Raw genomic sequence first — 19221 nt, 5'->3', positions numbered from 1 at the left:
TTGAATGCCTATACCATCGTAGAGTGATGGCTACACCTTTAGGTACAAAGGGTGTAGCCATGTTAAATACTGTATTTGAGCCTATTTACTTATTCTAAAACCTTCAATGTGGACAGTGAGGACGTCAATCTTATTTTTGCTCCCTTTTCCGTTTTGATTGTGCCTCGGGCATCTGCTGTTCTGTGTTTATTTTATCAGAGGATAGAGTATCTTGTTTTATTTCTTGTTCCTTTCTCAGCCGGTTGAGTTTCCATCTGTTCCAGAAAAGGAGCTCACTCCATTTGTTGAAATCCTTTTTGAAGATAATGCCAATACCTTGTGTTGTCAGATTTGTCCGGGTGTAGTAGCGGTCGTTCGTTTCGTTGTACGCTTTCAGGCGGATGTCTCCGGAACGGTTGACGAGCCATTCCGCTTCAAAGTCTCCCACAAAATTGGTATTTGCCATCGGATTGTCACGATAGCCAAAATTACCATTGATAAGTAGTCGGTTATTCAATAATTGTCCCGAAAGCATGGTCTCGAACTCCATGTCTGTCCAGCCTCTTTCACCGGTACTGAAATTGGTGCCGAAGTTCCAGTTATTGACATCGAGAATGTTTGATAAAGCGTTATTCAACTGTCCGGAAAGGGTGGATGAAACAACACTGGACATCATATTCGAATTCTGGGTGGCTCCCAAGTTTTCCGGGGTATAGAACTTGCCGATAGCCAACAGATAGAGTATCTGCATGTTCATTTGCTCGTCAGTAGGAATATAGTTACGGACAATGGCCTGCACTTCATCGCGTTCGTTGGGCAGCTCGATGTCGAATTTTACATCGGGTGAAGTCAATTGTCCGGTAAGGTCCATCATACAGTTCACTTTTACATTTGTCTGGCTGATGTAGCCGGAGGTTGCCTCGTTGGGCATCAGGTCATTTAAGGATGCTGAGTTGACCGTATAGCCTGCTTTTATGTCCAGAGTGGCATCCAGCGGCGAACCGTTGAATGTAATGGTACTCCCATCCCTGATAATAAAGTCCTTTCGGATAACCTCTTGCAGACTGAATTTATAGACTCCCTGGCTTATCCGGTAACTGCCGAACATCTTTACATCTCCTTTATTGAAGAACTCAGTACGGATATTTCCGGTTCCCCGTCCACTGATATAGTCGCCAGCGATAGGGTCCATGATAATCTTCATGGTAGCGTCGGGAGTGGCGTCTACCAAGAGATTCAACCGGATGTCAGTGTCGCTCTCTTTCTCTTCCTCGATTTCCTTTTGGGCAATCTCGTAGTCGGAAAGGCGGACAGAGTCTTGTACGGCACGGCGTGGCGTTTTGTCCACAAACTTGATGAACTGGTTGCTGACTGCTGTAGATACGTTATCCTTTATATAGGTAAAGGTGGTGTTGCGATTGGTAGTCATTGCAACGTCAATGTTAACGCCATCTTGGGCATTACCGGCAATAGTGGCATTTCCCGTACCGTAGACGGTGCCGTAGAAGGGATAGTCCGGTGATTCTTTGGTATTCATCACCAGCATGTCGTTGACATTGAAATTGAAACGGTACTCCAGGTTCTTGAAATGCTGATAGTGCAGATAGCCGCTCATGCTGCCTTGATGCCCTTGCGTGTCGAAAATGCGGTTGTTGCGGAAGGTCAACCCGCCGGGCTCGATGTAGATGCTGTCTTTGACGGAGAAAGTGGTGTTGAGCACGTCTACCTTCATGGAAGCATCGCCGAATACACGCCCTTCCATGGTGAGAGCCTTGAATTTGCCATAGAAATGTACATGGCCGGTGGCACGTCCGTTGAATTCGGGCGTGATGCTGCTCATATAATGATGTATAAACTTCAAGTTGGTACCGCCCGCTTCAATTTGGAGATCCAATGAACTGGTGGGCTTCAAGGGATAGACATAGCCATACACATGGCTTTTGGCGATATCTTTCTCCTGGATATGGGCATCCAGATAGATGCCCTTCACATCGTGATGCCATTCTCCGTGTATGTTGGCGTCCCCCAGCAAGCCTTCGTTCAATCCGAGGTTGCGGATAAACAAATCGGTGCTCATGACGGGTTTTTCCAGTACTCCGCTGGCGAAAGCCGGACCGGTGGCTTCTCCTTTGAAATTGACTCCGAGGTCTGCAATGTCGAACACATAACCGATGTTGATTTCCTTCAAATCCAGACGTACTGTATCTTCGGGATGTGGTGAAACGATGCCATTGATACGCAAGTGCCGGTCTTTATGGCTGAAGTAGAAATCATTGACATACACTTTGCCGGAGTCGAGTACTACCTGGGAAGGATGTATATCCCACAGTGTATCGTTCAGTATCACGTTGGTGGGCTGGACATCAATGACGGTTTTTAAGGGGGGAAGTTTCCTCTTGTTTTCATTCGCTTCTTTCTGTTCACGGATGAAGTGGGCGACGGCGGCGAGTTTCCCGCTGTAGGTTACAGTGCTGCTGTTACCCCAGTTCAGCGTGGTCTGTATGCTGTTGTTCTGGGCTTGCGCTTCTAAAGCTATATTGACAGCGCCGCTTGATTTACGGTTGCTGAAGCGTAGGCGTGTATGAAACTGGTCACCGGGATTCTCGCAAAGGAACATTCCGGATTCGATGAATTTGTTTTCATAGCGGAGACGAGGAAAATAGCCTTCTACACGGAGCCGCTGTGCCTTGTCATTGAAGTATCCTTTAATGGTGGAATGGGTATATACTTTTACCGGAATCTGAAAGACGGTGGAGAGCAGTTCCGTATTGTAAATGTGCATGTCGAAATGGAAATTGTTCTCCGTCTCTATGGGTTTCTTGTCTGGCAGAATCAAGGCGGGGATATAACGACGCATGATATTCAGTACACTGGCAGGCAGGGTACGATAAGAATAATCGCCTTCTATGCTACCTTGGAGAAAGTTGGATTGGATGGTCAGCCGTTTCTGGTTTTCGCTTTCTCTTATGGCGGATATCTTCAGGTTGTCCAGGAAGTATTGTGTTTCCGGAGCTGCGAACGATAAGCTGTCAATGTTGATTTCACCGTTCATCTCGTCAATGGAACCGCCGGTGAAGTCCGCCTTGACTTTGACTGATATTTCCGTATCTTCATAGTTGGGTGTCAGATGTAGGGCATGAGGACGAAATTTGTCGATGCTTGCCTGAAAGTTGAAAGTCGGTACCCGACTGGCGGTATTGATGGTACCGTTCAAAATAACAGAACCATTGGTGTCATCCAAGGCGATTTTTCCCGTGAAGCCTCCCTGCTTGTATTCTCCATCTAGGGTGATATTTTCGTAATTGTAGTCGCTGTAATCAATGGAGGCAACCAGCCCTTTCAGCAGTACGGACGGGTATTGGTTTTCGTAATGGCTGCTGTTGACATCCAGATTGAAAGTTACTTTACCCAGTTTTTTGTTACCCAGCATCTTGCCCAGCTCAAACTCTTTGGTTTTCACTGCACCGGAATAGGCAAAATAACCTTTATCTTTGTTAGAACTTAGTTTTACGTCAGTTTGGATGGTTCCGATGTCAGTGCGTACTTGTCCGTAAGTTACGATGTCTGTGAAGTAGCCCGAGACTTCTCCACGGAAGGAAACCGTTCCTAAGTGTTGCAGGACGGGAGGTACTCCATTATAGTTCTTGCTGAAATTCCGGACAAAGAAGGCAATTCCTTCCGGGTCTGCGTACAAATTGGACAAATTACCGAATATATAAGCATTTTCCGGATGGGAAAGGTCTTGTAGAGATACGTCTCCCCTCAGATAAAAATGATTTCCGACAGAGACGGAAAGGTGCGGGCAATTCAGTTGATTGATGGTGCCGTCTGTCTGTACCTCTACTTGCAATTTTTCCTTGAAGGAACCAAAAGCCGGAACAAAAGCCGATAAATCCTGCAAGGCGATTTGAGAGGGCAGCAAATGGAATGAGAAACGGACATCTTGGGCAAGATTGTCAAACGCCCCCAGACTGTCATAATCCATGTGTATAGTATCCATTGCCAAAGAGGTGTTGGGGAGGTCGATGGCGAAATTTTCGATTTTCATCCGTTGGTCATTGCCGATAACCTTTAGGCTTAGTTTCTTCAATTCAAATCCGGAATGTTCTTCTTCGATGCTCAGACGCTTGATGGCAGCATTGATAGAATCATTTTGCAATGCTTTTAGGGAGATGTTTGCAATAATGTTACGCAAGCGGAGATGCTGTGGATTGAACTTTCCCGGAGTCTCTTTCTCGGACAGCACATCATATGAAACCTTTCCGCGGCGTATCAGTAAGGAATTGATACGGAGATCCAGGTTATTTTTCTTTTGAACCGTATCTTTGGATGCGAATGCGTCGAGTACAAACTGAAAATTAGGTTTATCCTTGGGAGTCTGCTTGCTCAGATTGATGTTAAAGCCGAACAATTGTATGTTACTGATGGATATTTTGCCGCTGAATAGGGGGAGAATATCGAATTTGGCGGAAAGACGGGTCACCTTCAGCATTTCCTTGCCGGACTGGTCGTCCAGGAGCAGATCGTCGATGATGATGCGGTTCAGCAATCCTATGTTTATTCGCCCGATGGAAATCTTGCTGTCCAGTATGGAAGCCAGTTCATTGGCAACAAATACAGACATTTGTCGCTGAACGGATGGAATGTTCAGCAACAATATGGTACCGATATACAATCCCAATACAATACCGAGTACCCAGCGTACTGTTTTTTTTAGCTTTCTGATAGGCGGTTAATTTTTATAATCAGCCAACAAAAATATGAAATAATACGTTATGAATCGTACTTTTATCACTACTTTTGCAGCGTTTAAACGTAAATAAACACTATGAGTACAATAATCTTGGGAATAGAATCTTCTTGTGATGACACTTCTGCAGCTGTCATCAAAGATGGTTATCTGCTTTCGAATGTGGTGGCCAGCCAAGCTGTGCATGAAGCATACGGCGGGGTAGTGCCTGAACTGGCTTCCCGCGCGCACCAACAAAATATAGTTCCGGTAGTGCATGAGGCATTGAAACGCGCTGGAGTAACCAAAGAGGAATTGAGTGCTGTGGCCTTTACGCGTGGACCGGGATTGATGGGGTCGTTGTTGGTGGGGGTATCTTTCGCCAAAGGGTTTGCCCGTTCATTAGGTATTCCTATGATTGATGTTAATCATTTGACTGGTCATGTGTTAGCTCATTTCATTAAAGCAGAAGGTGAAGATAATGTGCAGCCGGAATTTCCTTTCCTCTGCTTGCTGGTTTCCGGTGGAAATTCACAGATTATCTTGGTGAAAGCCTATAACGATATGGAAATTTTGGGGCAGACCATTGATGATGCCGCTGGTGAAGCCATTGACAAATGCTCGAAGGTAATGGGATTGGGATATCCGGGTGGTCCGATTATTGACAAACTGGCTCGGCAAGGTAATCCTAAAGCCTTCTCGTTCAGCAAACCGCATATTCCAGGGTTGGATTATAGTTTCAGCGGACTTAAGACCTCGTTTCTTTACTCTCTGCGCGACTGGATGAAGGACGACCCCGATTTCATCGAACATCACAAGACGGATTTGGCGGCATCACTGGAAGCTACCGTTGTAGATATCTTGATGGATAAGTTGCGCAAAGCTGCCAAACAATATAAAATAAAGGAAGTGGCTGTTGCAGGAGGCGTTTCCGCCAATAATGGATTGCGTAATGCTTTCCGTGAGCATGCCGGGAAGTATGGTTGGAAAATATTTATTCCGAAGTTCAGCTACACAACGGATAACGCTGCCATGATTGCCATTACCGGATACTTCAAGTATATGGATAAGGATTTTTGTCCGATGGAAGCACCTGCTTATTCACGCGTAACTTTAGGATAATATATAATAAGGTATGAAGTTGGAAGAAAAGGTAGGAGAGCTGCTGAAAGCAAAGAAATTGTCCCTTTCCACCGCAGAAAGTTGTACGGGTGGAGGGATTGCCGCTCTGATTACTTCCGTTCCCGGCAGTTCGGAATACTTTAATGGTAGTATAGTGGCGTATTCCAATGAAATAAAGATGTCTTTGCTGCATGTATCTGCCGAAACTTTGGAAAAACATGGAGCAGTAAGCCGCGAAACTGTTACAGAAATGGTGAAAGGTGCGATGAAAACGCTGAAAACAGATTGTGCAGTGGCTACTTCCGGTATTGCAGGTCCTGGAGGTGGGACTCCGGAAAAACCGGTGGGTACGGTGTGGATAGCTGCTGCCTATAAAAATGAAATCGTTGCCATGAAGCAGGAGGGGGACGAGGGAAGAAAGGGAAATGTGGAAAAAGCAATTCAAAATGCCCTTTTGTTGCTTTGTGAGAAGCTGAAATGAGGAAAAAATGCTATCATACAGTGAATTATTTTAAGAAAAACTTGTTTGGTAACGATAAAAGTGCTTACTTTGCGCTCTGTTTGAAATAGGCAAAAAAGAAAACTATAAAATTAAGATAGAAATGTCAAAGATTTGTCAAATTACCGGAAAGAAGGCCATGATTGGCAACAATGTTTCACACTCAAAGAGAAGAACAAAGAGAACCTTTGATTTGAACTTGTTTAACAAGAAGTTCTACTATGTAGAGCAGGATTGCTGGATCAGCCTTAGCATTTGCGCTAATGGTTTGCGCATTATTAATAAGAAAGGACTGGACGCTGCTTTGAAAGATGCGGTAGCTAAAGGTTATTGTGATTGGAAAAGCATTAAAGTTATTGGCTAAAGTAGAGGAGAATACTGATTATGGCAAAGAAAGCAAAAGGTAACAGAGTACAGGTGATTCTGGAATGCACAGAACACAAGGATAGCGGTATGCCGGGTACTTCTCGTTATATTACGACGAAGAACAGAAAGAATACCACAGAGAGATTGGAGTTGAAGAAATACAACCCGATTCTGAAGAGAGTGACAGTACATAAAGAAATTAAATAATAAATCTATAACTTATGGCAAAGAAAGCGGTAGCAACCTTGCACGAAGGAAGCAAAGAAGGACGTTCTTATACAAAGGTTATCAAAATGGTGAAGTCTCCTAAGACTGGTGCTTACATCTTTGATGAACAGATGGTCCGTAATGAAGATGTTCAGAACTTCTTTAAGAAATAAGATAAATACAGTGGCTGTAAAGCGCTGATGACTTATAAAGATCCCCTTGTCGGTATTTCCGGTAAGGGGATTTCTTTTTAAAAAGAGGACGAAGTTTTTAATATTCGTCAGTTTTGTTATATCTTTGCTGAAAATGCGAAGATAGGCTGCACCTCAGCATAAAAAATGAACGGGTTCATTTTATTCTGCATTCGGTTTGCACTATCTTTGCAGGGAATGCGAAAACAGGTTGCATAAAAATAATTAGTGTATGGGATTTTTTAGTTTTTTCTCCAAGGAAAAAAAGGAAACATTAGATAAAGGATTATCTAAGACCAAAGAAAGTGTGTTTGGCAAGATTGCGCGTGCCGTGGCAGGAAAGTCAAAAGTTGATGATGAAGTATTGGATAATCTGGAAGAGGTGTTGATAACTTCGGATGTGGGCGTGGAAACGACACTGAAAATTATTGAACGTATCGAAAAGCGTGCAGCAGCCGACAAATATATGAATGCCACTGAGCTGAATCATATTTTACGTGATGAAATCGCAGCGTTGCTTACAGAGAATAATTCGGAGGATGTGGATGACTTTGAAGCACCGATTGCGAAGAAACCATACGTCATTATGGTAGTGGGCGTCAATGGTGTAGGGAAGACTACTACGATTGGCAAACTGGCTTATCAATTTAAGAAAGCCGGAAAGTCTGTTTATCTGGGTGCTGCCGATACTTTCCGTGCTGCTGCTGTGGAGCAGTTGGTGATATGGGGTGAACGGGTAGGTGTACCTGTTGTAAAGCAGAAAATGGGTGCTGACCCGGCTTCTGTCGCTTTTGACACACTGAGTTCCGCAACTGCCAATAATGCCGATGTGGTAATTATAGATACGGCAGGACGCCTTCATAATAAAGTCGGTTTGATGAATGAACTGACGAAAATCAAGAATGTGATGAAGAAGGTTGTTCCTGATGCTCCGAATGAGGTGTTGCTTGTGTTGGATGGCTCAACCGGACAGAATGCATTTGAACAAGCCAAGCAGTTCACTCTGGCAACGGAGGTTACGGCAATGGCTGTTACAAAGTTGGACGGAACAGCCAAGGGTGGCGTAGTCATCGGCATTTCAGACCAGTTTAAAATTCCGGTTAAATATATTGGATTGGGTGAAGGAATGGAAGATTTGCAGGTGTTCCGTAAAAAGGAATTTGTTGATTCACTGTTCGGGGAGAATGCATGAAACGGAAGACTATAGATATCATCACTTTAGGATGTTCTAAAAACCTGGTGGATTCGGAACATTTGATGCGTCAGTTGGAGGAAGTGGGATTCCATGTGACACATGATGCGGAAAGACCGAAGGGACAGATTGCCGTAATCAATACTTGCGGTTTCATCGGTGACGCCAAGGAGGAATCCATTAATATGATTCTGGAATTTGCGCAGGCCAAGGAGGAAGGAAACTTGGAGAAGCTTTATGTAATGGGTTGCCTTTCGGAACGTTATCTGAAGGAATTGGCCGTTGAAATTCCCCAGGTGGATAAATTCTATGGTAAATTCAATTGGAGAGAGTTGTTGCAGGATTTGGGAAAGGCCTATCATGACGAGCTGCACATAGAGCGCACATTGACCACTCCCAAGCATTATGCCTATTTGAAGATATCCGAAGGGTGTGACCGTAAATGTTCTTATTGTGCTATTCCCATCATTACGGGACGGCATGTGTCGCGCCCGATGGAGGAGATACTTGACGAGGTGAAGTATCTGGTTGCACGGGGTGTAAAGGAATTCCAGGTTATAGCCCAGGAGTTGACCTATTACGGAGTAGATTTATATAAGAAGCAAATGTTGCCCGAGCTTGTTGAGCGGATTTCGGATATTCCCGGAGTGGAGTGGATACGCTTGCATTATGCCTATCCGGCACATTTTCCGGCTGATTTATTCCGTGTGATGCGCGAGCGTGACAATGTATGCAAATATATGGATATTGCCCTGCAACATATCAGTGACAATATGCTGCAAAAGATGCGTCGCCATGTGACGAAGGATGAGACGTATAAGCTGATAGAACAATTCCGTGAGGAGGTTCCCGGTATTCATCTCCGTACTACACTGATGGTGGGGCATCCAGGAGAAACTGAAGCCGATTTTGAGGAGCTGAAAGAGTTTGTCCGTAAAGTGCGTTTCGATAGAATGGGGGCTTTTGCGTATTCGGAAGAAGAAGGGACGTATGCCGCTGCTGAATATGAGGATTCTATTCCCCAGGAAGTGAAACAAGCGCGCTTGGATGAGTTAATGTCTATTCAACAAGGCATTTCAGGGGAGTTGAGTGCGGAGAAAGTAGGCAGGCAGATGAAAGTAATCATTGACCGGCTGGAAGGCGAATATTATATTGGACGTACAGAATTTGATTCTCCCGAAGTGGATCCTGAGGTTTTGATTGAGCGTGGAGACAGGGCGTTGCATATAGGTAACTTTTACCACGTAGAGATAGTAAATTCCGATGATTTCGACCTTTTTGGACGAATAATTTAAAGATTTTTCCTTATCTTCTTGCATATGTGAAGAAGATTTGCTAATATAGCACCGTAGTTCAATTTAAAGGCTTACATTTTGAATAACAAAGAGTTTACTTCTGAATTGTCGCGGAGGTTAGGGTACACATTGAAAGATACTTCTGAGCTGGTTGCTTCATTGCTGGCAGATATGACACGGCAGTTGGAGGAGGGGAATATTATCTCTATACAAGGGTTCGGTACATTCGAAGTGAAAAAGAAGGCAGAGCGTATATCTGTGAATCCGACTACAAAGCAACGTATGCTGGTGCCTCCCAAATTGGTATTGACCTATAAGCCGAGTACATTGTTAAAGGATAAGTTTAAGTAACCGGCTTTTAAAAAATCTCCCGTATTATGAACGAGAAACTGAACATACAAGACCTGATTGACACGCTGGCTGAAAGGCATGGCATGAGCAAGAAGAATGCGGATAGTTTTGTGAAAGAATTCTTCCAGCTGATTGAGGAGTCTTTGGAGAAGGACAAATATGTGAAGATACGAGGTTTGGGGACTTTCAAGCTGATAGATGTCGGGAGTCGTGAAAGCGTTAATGTGAATACGGGGGAAAGGTTTGAGATACAAGGGCATACAAAAGTGTCGTTTACACCGGAACCGGCTTTGAAAGATATTATCAATAGACCATTTTCGCATTTTGAAACTGTAGTTTTGAATGACGCTACGGTGCTTGAGGACACCCTGCAGGAAAATGACAGTGAAGATGATGAAGATACTGAAATCAAAACTCCGGAACAAGAGGTGGAGGAGAAGGTTGCCTTAGTGGAAGAAGCCACGATAGAAGAACCTTTGGTGGAAACTGTAGTCGAAGAGCCGTTAGTTGAGCCCGAACCGGAAGTTGAAGAGGAGAAACCGGAAAAAACTGAACCTGAAGCAATGCCTGAAAATATAGTTGCTGTTGAACCGGAACCGTCTGAGCCAGTGATAAAAGATACGGCAGATTCTTCGACTATGAAATATTTTATAGGCATCGTTGTATTTGTAGTGTTGTTGTGTGGTGGTGCCGTAGCTTTCATGTATTATCCGGACTTGCTTGACAAACTTACTGCAAAGCCTCTTGTAGAAGAGGTTGCAGACTCGGATGTGAAGGAATCTGTTACTGAAAAGGTGGATGTCCCTGCCGGTCAAGACAATATTGCCTTGACAGACAGCATTGTTTCAAAAGATGTTGTAGTTCCTGCCCGGACAGATACTGTGGCAGAAACTGTTGCTACAACAACTCCTGCGCTTACAACAACTCCAAAGGAAAATGTACAGGCACAGTCTCCCGCTCCTAAAAAAGAGCAGAAAAAGACAGTTGCACCGTTTGAACCGGATTCTGTGGGGTATACGATTGTGGGAACAGAAACCACTTATACCATCAAGGAAGGGGAAACGCTGACTAGGGTAGCGCTTCGTTTTTATGGGACAAAAGCGCTTTGGCCTTATATCGTGAAGCATAATCCCGGCGTAATCAAGAATCCGGATAATGTACCTTATGGTACCACTATCAAGATACCGAAATTAGCCAAGAAGCAGTAAAAAATTACTGCTTCTTTTTTGTTAAATACTAAACTCTATGAAAGTAGTTTAATCTAAAAGGTTTCGCATAGTTTTTTAATAAAAATTAGTTGGTATGGTTAATTTATTCCCGTACTTTTGGGAGCGAAAAAAATAATTGCCGGTTCAAAACCGGATAAATGAAGAAATTAAACATTAAAAAATAGATTGATTTATGGCTGAAACAATTGACATCCGCGAACTGAATGAGCGGATTGAAAGACAAAGTGCTTTCGTTACCAATCTTACCACAGGTATGGACCAGGTCATTGTAGGACAAAAGCATCTGGTAGAGTCGTTGTTAATTGGTTTGTTGTCCGATGGACATGTGTTGTTGGAAGGTGTGCCCGGTTTGGCAAAGACTTTAGCTATCAAGACGCTTGCTTCGTTGATTGATGCGCAATACAGCCGCATTCAGTTTACGCCTGACTTGTTGCCTGCCGACGTAATAGGTACAATGGTTTACAGCCAGAAGGATGAAACGTTCCAAGTAAAAAAAGGTCCGGTCTTCGCAAACTTTGTTTTGGCTGATGAAATCAACCGTGCTCCGGCCAAAGTACAGAGTGCTTTGCTGGAAGCCATGCAGGAACGTCAAGTTACTATCGGCAATGAAACTTTCGGGTTGCCCAAACCATTCCTGGTGCTTGCCACACAGAATCCTATCGAGCAGGAAGGTACTTATCCGCTGCCCGAAGCGCAAGTGGACCGTTTCATGCTGAAAGTCGTAATAGACTATCCGAAGCTGGAAGAGGAGAAACTGATTATCCGTCAGAATATCAATGGTGATAAATTTGAAGTGAAGCCCATTTTGAAGGCAGACGAAATTATTGAAGCTCGTAAAGTGGTTCGCCAGGTGTATCTGGATGAGAAAATAGAAAAATATATTGTTGATATTGTATTTGCTACCCGTTATCCGGAAAAATATGATTTAAAAGAACTGAAAGACATGATTGGTTTCGGCGGTTCGCCCCGTGCTTCCATCAACTTGGCCTTGGCTGCCCGTAGCTACGCGTTCATCAAGCGTCGCGGTTATGTCATTCCGGAGGATGTGCGCGCTGTGGCACACGACGTACTTCGCCACCGTATCGGCTTGACTTACGAGGCGGAAGCCAGCAATATGACATCTGATGAAATCGTCAGCAAGATACTGAACAAGGTTGAAGTGCCCTAACGCATAATAGAGGTTTTCGTAAACTTGAGGTTTACAATCCTATACCTGAGGTTTAGCGTCGTAAACCTTAGGGTTGAGTACCGAAAACCTCACCCCTTTTCATAGGGAAGTTTCTGTTATAAACTAAATTGCGCTTGTGTGCTTAAATGAGATTATTAAAATAAATCAATGGAAACAACAGAACTTTTGAAGAAAGTCCGTCAGATTGAGATAAAGACGCGCGGATTGTCCAACAATATCTTTGCCGGGCAGTATCACTCTGCCTTCAAGGGTAGAGGTATGGCATTCTCCGAGGTGCGCGAGTATCAGTTTGGCGATGACATACGCGACATTGACTGGAATGTGACCGCCCGCTTCAACAAGCCTTACGTCAAGGTGTTTGAGGAGGAGCGCGAATTGACAGTGATGTTGTTGGTAGATGTTTCCGGTAGTTTGGAGTTCGGTACGGTAAAGCAGATGAAGAAGGATATGGTGACGGAAATTGCCGCTACACTGGCATTCTCTGCCATTCAGAATAATGACAAGATTGGTGTCATCTTCTTTTCGGACCGGATTGAGAAGTTTATTCCGCCCAAGAAGGGACGTAAGCATATACTTTACATCATCCGCGAACTGATAGATTTTCATGCGGAAAGCCGGAGGACGAACATCCGTTTGGGATTGGAATATCTGACGAATGTGATGAAACGCCGTTGCACGGCATTTGTCTTGTCCGACTTCATCGACCAGGAAAGTTTCAAGAACGCCATGACCATTGCCAATCGTAAGCATGACCTGGTTGCCGTTCAGGTGTACGACCGTCGTGTGGAAGAATTGCCACCCGTGGGACTGATGAAGATTAGGGATGCCGAGACGGGACATGAGCAGTGGATTGACACCTCCTCGCGTGCCGTGCGCCGTGCCCATCATGATTGGTGGGTGAACAAGCAGGCGGAATTGAATGAAACGTTTACCAAGAGTAATGTCGACAATGTGTCGGTACGTACCGACCAGGATTATGTCAAGGCATTGATGAATTTGTTTGCGAAACGAAATTAATCGGAAAATGAAAAGATATTTATTTCTGATAGCGTTATTGATAGCATGGTCGGGAAGGGTAGTAGCCCAGTCGGTAACGGTAGATGCTACGATTGACTCTTTGCAGATTCTTATTGGAGAGCAGGCAAAGATAAAGCTTCAAGTATCTCTGGATGCCGATAAGCGTGCCATATTCCCGGTATATACCGATACGCTGGTGAATGGGGTTGAAATTATTGATGTGGCCAAGCTGGATACGCAACTGCTGAATGATGGCCGGCGTGCATTGATAACTCAAGAGTATACAGTTACCTCTTTCGACTCGGCTCTTTATTATCTGCCGCCTATGGAAGTGACAGTGGATAATGAGAAGTATCGCTCCAAAGCGTTGGCCTTGAAAGTATATTCGGTGAATGTCCCGTTAGATCCGGAGAATCCGGAACAGTTCTTCGGTCCCAAAACAGTGATGCAAGCGCCTTTTGCCTGGGAAGACTGGTATGGTCTTATGGCTTGTGGTGCGCTGATTATCCCGATAGGGATATTACTTGTCTATCTGATAATGCGCTTCTTCGACAATAAGCCTATTATCCGTAAGGTGAAGGTAGAACCTAAGCTGCCTCCCCATCAGTTGGCTATGCAGGAGATAGAACGTATCAAGAATGAGAAGGTATGGCAGAAAGGGGAACCGAAGGAATATTATACGGAATTGACTGATGCTCTTCGTACATATATAAAAGACCGTTTTGGTTTCAATGCTTTGGAAATGACTTCTACGGAAATCATAGATAAGTTGCTGGAAATGAAAGATAAGGAAGCTATATCAGATTTGCGTGAATTGTTCCAGACTGCTGATTTGGTGAAATTTGCCAAGCATAATCCATTGATGAACGAAAATGACGCTAACTTGATTAATGCCATTGACTTTATTAATGAAACCAAGGAGAAAGAAGAGGAGAATGCCAAGCCGCAGCCTACTGAGATTACCATTATCGAGAAACGTTCTTTGCGTACCAAGATTTTGCTGGGAGCGGGTATTGTGGTGTTGGCTGTAGCTCTTGCCTGTTCATTGATATATATCGGATTGGAGTTGTATAATTATTTTGCTTAATGCTGGAAAAGTGACTTCAATCGGATATACATGAGTGAAAAATGAAGGATGTTTGGAGCGAAGCTGAATTGTAAATCGTTAAATCGTACATAAATATGGTTTTTGCCAATATTGAATATTTATTTTTGCTGCTGTTGCTTATACCTTATATAGTATGGTATATTATGAAGCGGAAGAGTAGTGAAGCTACGCTTCAGATTTCGGATGCCCGTGTGTATGCCCATACCCCTAAAAGCTATAAGAACTATTTGTTGCATGTACCGTTTGTATTGCGGATAATTGCCTTGATACTGATTATTCTTGTTTTGGCACGTCCGCAAACCACCGATAGCTGGCAGAACAGTGAGATTGAGGGTATTGATATCATGCTTGCTATGGACGTTTCTACCAGTATGCTGGCCGAAGACCTGAAACCTAATCGGTTGGAAGCGGCGAAGGATGTGGCGGCAGAGTTTATTAACGGACGTCCGAATGACAATATAGGTATAACTTTGTTTGCTGGAGAAAGCTTTACGCAATGTCCGTTGACAGTAGACCATGCCGTATTGTTGAACTTGCTTAAAGATATGAAGTGTGGGCTGATTGAAGACGGAACGGCAATCGGTATGGGTATTGCCAATGCCGTTACCCGTTTGAAGGATAGCAAGGCAAAGTCGAAAGTCATTATTCTGCTGACGGACGGTGTCAATAATAAAGGTGATATTTCTCCTTTGACGGCTGCTGAAATAGCCAAGAGTTTTGGCATTCGCGTTTATACTATTGGGGTAGGAACCAATGGTATGGCTCCTTATCCTTATCCGGTAGGCGGAACAGTGCAATATGTCAATATGCCCGTCGAAATTGATGAAAAGACTTTGACACAGATTGCCGGAACAACGGAAGGTAACTATTTCCGTGCCACCAGCAACTCGAAGTTGAAGGAAGTGTACGAGGAGATAGACAAGCTGGAGAAAACAAAATTGAATGTAAAAGAATACAGCAAGCGCCAGGAAGAGTACCGCTGGTTTGCGTTGGCTGCTTTCTTGTGTGTATTACTGGAGGTACTGTTACGCAACTCTATATTGAAGAAGATACCGTAAAAACGGAGAATGTCTTTTAGTGTATCAGTCATTGCGTAGCCAAATTGTAAATTGTAAATTGCTAAATTGTAAATAAAAAGATGTTTCGATTTGAAGAACCTGCATATTTGTACTTGTTGCTGCTGCTGCCTTTATTGGCGGCCTTCTACTTGTACTCCAATTATCGGAGGAGGAAAGCCATTCGTAAATTTGGTGACCCTATACTGATGGCACAGCTAATGCCGGATGTTTCCAAATACCGTCCGGATGTGAAGTTTTGGTTGGTTTTTGCGGCTATCGGGTTGTTCACGGTACTGCTGGCACGTCCGCAGTTTGGTTCCAAACTGGAGACGGTAAAACGCCAGGGAGTGGAAGTGATGATTGCGTTGGATATATCCAATTCCATGCTGGCACAAGACGTACAGCCAAGCCGCTTGCAGAAGGCAAAACGGCTGGTGGCGCAGTTGGTAGATAAGATGCAGAATGACAAGGTCGGTATGATTGTTTTTGCAGGTGACGCATTTACCCAGTTACCTATTACGAGTGATTATATTTCTGCCAAGATGTTTTTGGAGTCCATCGATCCTTCGCTGATTTCCAAGCAAGGTACGGCAATTGGAGCTGCAATAAATCTGGCTGCCCGGAGTTTTACACCTCAAGAAGGAGTGGGACGTACTGTTATTGTCATCACCGACGGTGAAAACCATGAAGGTGGTGCCGTAGAAGCTGCTAAGGCTGCTGCAGAGAAAGGTATCCAGGTCAATGTATTAGGGGTAGGTATGCCTGAGGGTGCCCCCATTCCAATAGAGGGTACTAATGATTATCGTCGTGATCGTGAAGGTAATGTAATCGTTACTCGCTTGAATGAGCAGATGTGTCAGGAAATTGCTCAGGCAGGAAATGGTATTTATGTGCGCGTAGACAATACCAACGGTGCACAGAAAGCGATTAGTCAGGAAATCAACAAGATGGCAAAGGCAGATGTGGAAACACAGGTGTACACGGAATTCAATGAACAGTTTCAGGCAGTGGCATGGATTATTCTGCTGTTGTTACTGGCTGAGATGTTGATATTGGAGCGCAAGAATCCTCTGTTCCGCAACATTCATTTATTCTCTAATAAGAAATGATGCGTATGTTACAGAAAAAATATATTGGAATAGTTTTGCTGCTGTTAGTGGCAGTTTCAGCTTCTGCACAGAAGGCGGAACGCGATTATATCCGTAAGGGAAACCGTTTTTTTAAGGATAGCGTATATGTGGATGCAGAAGTGAACTATCGGAAGGCTTTGGAGGTAAACCCGAAGTCAACGGTTTCCATGTTCAACCTGGGAAATACATTGACCCAGCAGAACAAGCTGCAGGAAGCGATGGAGCAATATGTGGGAGCTACCAAGATAGAAAAAGACAAATCGAACTTAGCACAGATTTATCATAATATGGGAGTCATCTTTCATTCTCAGAAGGATTATGCAAAAGCGGTAGAAGCCTATAAGGAGTCGTTACGCAATAATCCGAAAGATGATGAAACGCGCTATAACCTTGCTTTGGCACAGAAACAGTTGCAAGACCAGCAGCAGAACCAGGATCAGAATCAAGATCAGGATAAACAGGACCAACAGAAGGAGCAGGATAAACAGCAGGATCAGCAGAAAGACCAGCAACAGAATCAAGACCAGCAACAACAACCTTCTCAGCCGGAAAAGAAAGATAATGAGATGTCTAAGGAAAATGCCGAGCAGCTATTGAACTCTGTCATGCAAGACGAGAAGGATGTGCAGGATAAAGTGAAAAAGCAGCAGGTACTTCAAGGAGGTCGTCTGGAAAAAGATTGGTAACAAACATAATAGGAAATAATATATGAGAAAAATAGTTTTCTTATGGATAGCACTGATTGCAGTCGGTATGAATGTCTTTGCCGATGGCAAGGTATCGTTTACTGCGTCTGCTCCTGACGCTGTGGCGGTAGGAGACCAGTTCAGACTGTCGTATACGGTGACTACACAAAAGGTAAGGGATTTTCGTGCTCCTTCTATGAAGGGATTTGATGTGTTGATGGGGCCCAGCCGCTCGCAACAGAGTAGCGTGCAGATGATTAATGGGCAGACGACTTCAACCAGCAGTATTACATTCACTTATATTTTAATGGCGACTGCAGAAGGTGATTTTACCATTCCAGGAGCCACTATCACTGCTGATGGTAACCAAATGGTTTCGAATTCTGTACAAGTAAGGGTTCTTCCGGCAGATCAGGCTGCTAATGGAGCTTCTGGAAATGGTGGCAAACAGAGTGAGGGCACTGCCAGCCGCGCTTCTTCCGGGACATCTGTATCGAATAGTGATTTGTTTATTACAGCTACTGCCAGTAAGATGACGGTGTATGAACAAGAGGCTTTTCTGCTGACATACAAGATATATACCTTGGTGGACTTACGTATGTTTGATAATGTGAAATTACCTGACTTCAAAGGATTCCATTCTCAGGAAGTAGAATTGCCTAATGACAGAAGATGGGGATTGGAGCATTATAAAGGTAGAAATTATCAGTCTACAATCTATCGTCAGTTTGTGTTGTTCCCGCAACAAGCCGGTAAGCTGACAATTGATGCAGCACGCTTTGATGCTTCCATTGCAAAGGCTACACAAGTTGCTGATCCGTTCGAGGCATTTTTCAATGGAGGAAGCAATTACGTAGAAGTTAAAAAGACAATTTTGACTCCGCAACTGACAATTGACGTAAAGCCCTTGCCGGCAGGTAAGCCAGCCGATTTTTCGGGAGGAGTGGGAGAGTTCAATATAACTTCTTCTATCAATAGTACAAATGTCAAGACCAATGATGCTGTTACTGTCAAACTTGTCATTTCTGGTACCGGTAATCTGAAATTGCTCTCTAATCCGGAAGTTAAATTCCCCGAGGATTTTGAAGTATATGATCCGAAGGTGGACAATAAATTCCGTCTGACAAATTCGGGCCTCTCCGGTAGCAAGGTCATTGAGTATCTGGCAATTCCTCGTAATGCGGGAACTTATAAGATTCCTGCCGTAAAGTTCAGTTATTTTGATATTAATTCCCGTTCGTATAAAACGTTGACTACGGAAGAGTATGAATTGCATGTGGAAAAGGGAGCAGGCAATGCTGCTCAGACTATTGCAAACTTTACAAGCAAGGAAGAGTTGAAAGTATTGAACGAGGATATTCGTTTTATCAAGCAGAATAATGTTACTCTGTCTCCCAAAGGTGATTTCTTCTTCGGTTCGTTGACGTATTGGTTGCTTTATTTGATACCGGGTATTGCATTCATTACATTCTTTATCATCTATCGTAAGCAAATAGCAGCCAATGCAAATGTAGCAAAGATGCGTACCAAGAAAGCCAATAAAGTGGCGGTGAAACGTATGAAACAAGCTGGTAAATTATTGGCTGAGAATAAGAAAGATGCGTTTTATGATGAGGTTTTGAAGGCTCTTTGGGGGTATATCAGTGATAAACTGAACATTCCGGTATCCCGTTTGTCTAAGGATAATATCGAAGAGGAACTTCGTAATTATGGTGTGAATGATGCGTTGATAAAGGAATTCCTCGATGCATTGAATAACTGTGAGTTTGCCCGCTTTGCTCCGGGTGATGATAACCAGGCTATGGATAAGGTATATTCAGCTTCTTTGGAAGTTATCAGTAAAATGGAAAACTCGATAAAACATTAATCAGGA

17 protein-coding genes are annotated in these 19221 nt (G+C 43.8%); 16 read left to right on the top strand and 1 reads right to left on the bottom strand.

Features of this window, described 5'->3' with window-relative positions:
• Positions 1-130: 130 nt before the first annotated feature.
• On the bottom strand, positions 131-4603 hold the full coding sequence (locus tag DW800_RS05755; RefSeq protein ID WP_119957921.1) for a translocation/assembly module TamB: 4473 nt from the start codon (positions 4601-4603) through the stop codon (positions 131-133).
• A 204-nt stretch (positions 4604-4807) separates the two neighbouring features.
• Between DW800_RS05755 and tsaD the strand changes: the two genes are divergently transcribed.
• From tsaD to DW800_RS05675, 16 genes are all read left to right on the top strand, one after another.
• The gene (tsaD, locus tag DW800_RS05750) at positions 4808-5830 is read left to right on the top strand and encodes a tRNA (adenosine(37)-N6)-threonylcarbamoyltransferase complex transferase subunit TsaD (RefSeq protein WP_005827731.1); all 1023 of its coding nucleotides are present in this window, start codon (positions 4808-4810) and stop codon (positions 5828-5830) included.
• A gap of 13 nt (positions 5831-5843) precedes the next feature.
• Entirely contained in the window at positions 5844-6311 is a 468-nt protein-coding gene (locus DW800_RS05745) for a CinA family protein (protein ID WP_009038369.1), read from the top strand.
• Between the two features lie 121 nt (positions 6312-6432).
• The gene (gene rpmB, locus DW800_RS05740; RefSeq protein ID WP_004291052.1) at positions 6433-6693 is read left to right on the top strand and encodes a 50S ribosomal protein L28; all 261 of its coding nucleotides are present in this window, start codon (positions 6433-6435) and stop codon (positions 6691-6693) included.
• Between the two features lie 20 nt (positions 6694-6713).
• Entirely contained in the window at positions 6714-6902 is a 189-nt protein-coding gene (gene rpmG, locus DW800_RS05735) for a 50S ribosomal protein L33 (protein WP_002560155.1), read from the top strand.
• 14 nt (positions 6903-6916) lie between these two features.
• A complete protein-coding gene (locus tag DW800_RS05730) occupies positions 6917-7075 on the top strand; it encodes a DUF4295 domain-containing protein (protein ID WP_005827735.1) in 159 nt (52 codons plus the stop codon).
• A gap of 250 nt (positions 7076-7325) precedes the next feature.
• Positions 7326-8285 (top strand): signal recognition particle-docking protein FtsY, encoded by a 960-nt coding sequence (ftsY, locus tag DW800_RS05725; protein ID WP_005827738.1) that lies wholly within the window; start codon positions 7326-7328, stop codon positions 8283-8285.
• Positions 8282-9580: a 30S ribosomal protein S12 methylthiotransferase RimO gene (gene rimO, locus DW800_RS05720; RefSeq protein WP_005837204.1), complete on the top strand. Its 1299-nt coding sequence runs from the start codon at positions 8282-8284 to the stop codon at positions 9578-9580. Before ftsY ends, rimO begins: the two co-directional genes overlap by 4 nt.
• Positions 9581-9658: 78 nt before the next feature.
• Positions 9659-9931 carry an HU family DNA-binding protein gene (locus tag DW800_RS05715; protein ID WP_005827742.1) on the top strand — a complete coding sequence of 91 codons (273 nt, stop codon included), beginning with the start codon at positions 9659-9661 and terminating at the stop codon, positions 9929-9931.
• Positions 9932-9957: 26 nt separating this feature from the next.
• A complete protein-coding gene (locus tag DW800_RS05710) occupies positions 9958-11139 on the top strand; it encodes an HU family DNA-binding protein (protein WP_005837202.1) in 1182 nt (393 codons plus the stop codon).
• Positions 11140-11332: 193 nt separating this feature from the next.
• Positions 11333-12328, top strand: a complete 996-nt coding sequence (locus DW800_RS05705; RefSeq protein WP_005827745.1) for an AAA family ATPase — start codon at positions 11333-11335, stop codon at positions 12326-12328.
• Positions 12329-12496: 168 nt separating this feature from the next.
• Positions 12497-13366 (top strand): DUF58 domain-containing protein, encoded by an 870-nt coding sequence (locus tag DW800_RS05700; protein ID WP_005827747.1) that lies wholly within the window; start codon positions 12497-12499, stop codon positions 13364-13366.
• 7 nt (positions 13367-13373) lie between these two features.
• The gene (locus DW800_RS05695; protein WP_035448568.1) at positions 13374-14453 is read left to right on the top strand and encodes a hypothetical protein; all 1080 of its coding nucleotides are present in this window, start codon (positions 13374-13376) and stop codon (positions 14451-14453) included.
• A 95-nt stretch (positions 14454-14548) separates the two neighbouring features.
• Positions 14549-15532, top strand: coding sequence for a vWA domain-containing protein (locus DW800_RS05690; RefSeq protein WP_117681144.1), 984 nt, complete (start codon positions 14549-14551; stop codon positions 15530-15532).
• Positions 15533-15612: 80 nt separating this feature from the next.
• Positions 15613-16641, top strand: a complete 1029-nt coding sequence (locus tag DW800_RS05685; protein WP_005827751.1) for a VWA domain-containing protein — start codon at positions 15613-15615, stop codon at positions 16639-16641.
• Entirely contained in the window at positions 16638-17348 is a 711-nt protein-coding gene (locus tag DW800_RS05680) for a tetratricopeptide repeat protein (protein ID WP_008664501.1), read from the top strand. Before DW800_RS05685 ends, DW800_RS05680 begins: the two co-directional genes overlap by 4 nt.
• 22 nt (positions 17349-17370) lie before the next feature.
• Entirely contained in the window at positions 17371-19215 is a 1845-nt protein-coding gene (locus DW800_RS05675) for a BatD family protein (protein ID WP_117703297.1), read from the top strand.
• Positions 19216-19221 lie beyond the last annotated feature (6 nt).

The sequence above is a fragment of the Bacteroides sp. AM32-11AC genome (genome assembly GCF_003603515.1).
GTDB lineage: Bacteria > Bacteroidota > Bacteroidia > Bacteroidales > Bacteroidaceae > Bacteroides > Bacteroides uniformis.
This window is presented reverse-complemented; position numbering and strand designations above follow the sequence as displayed.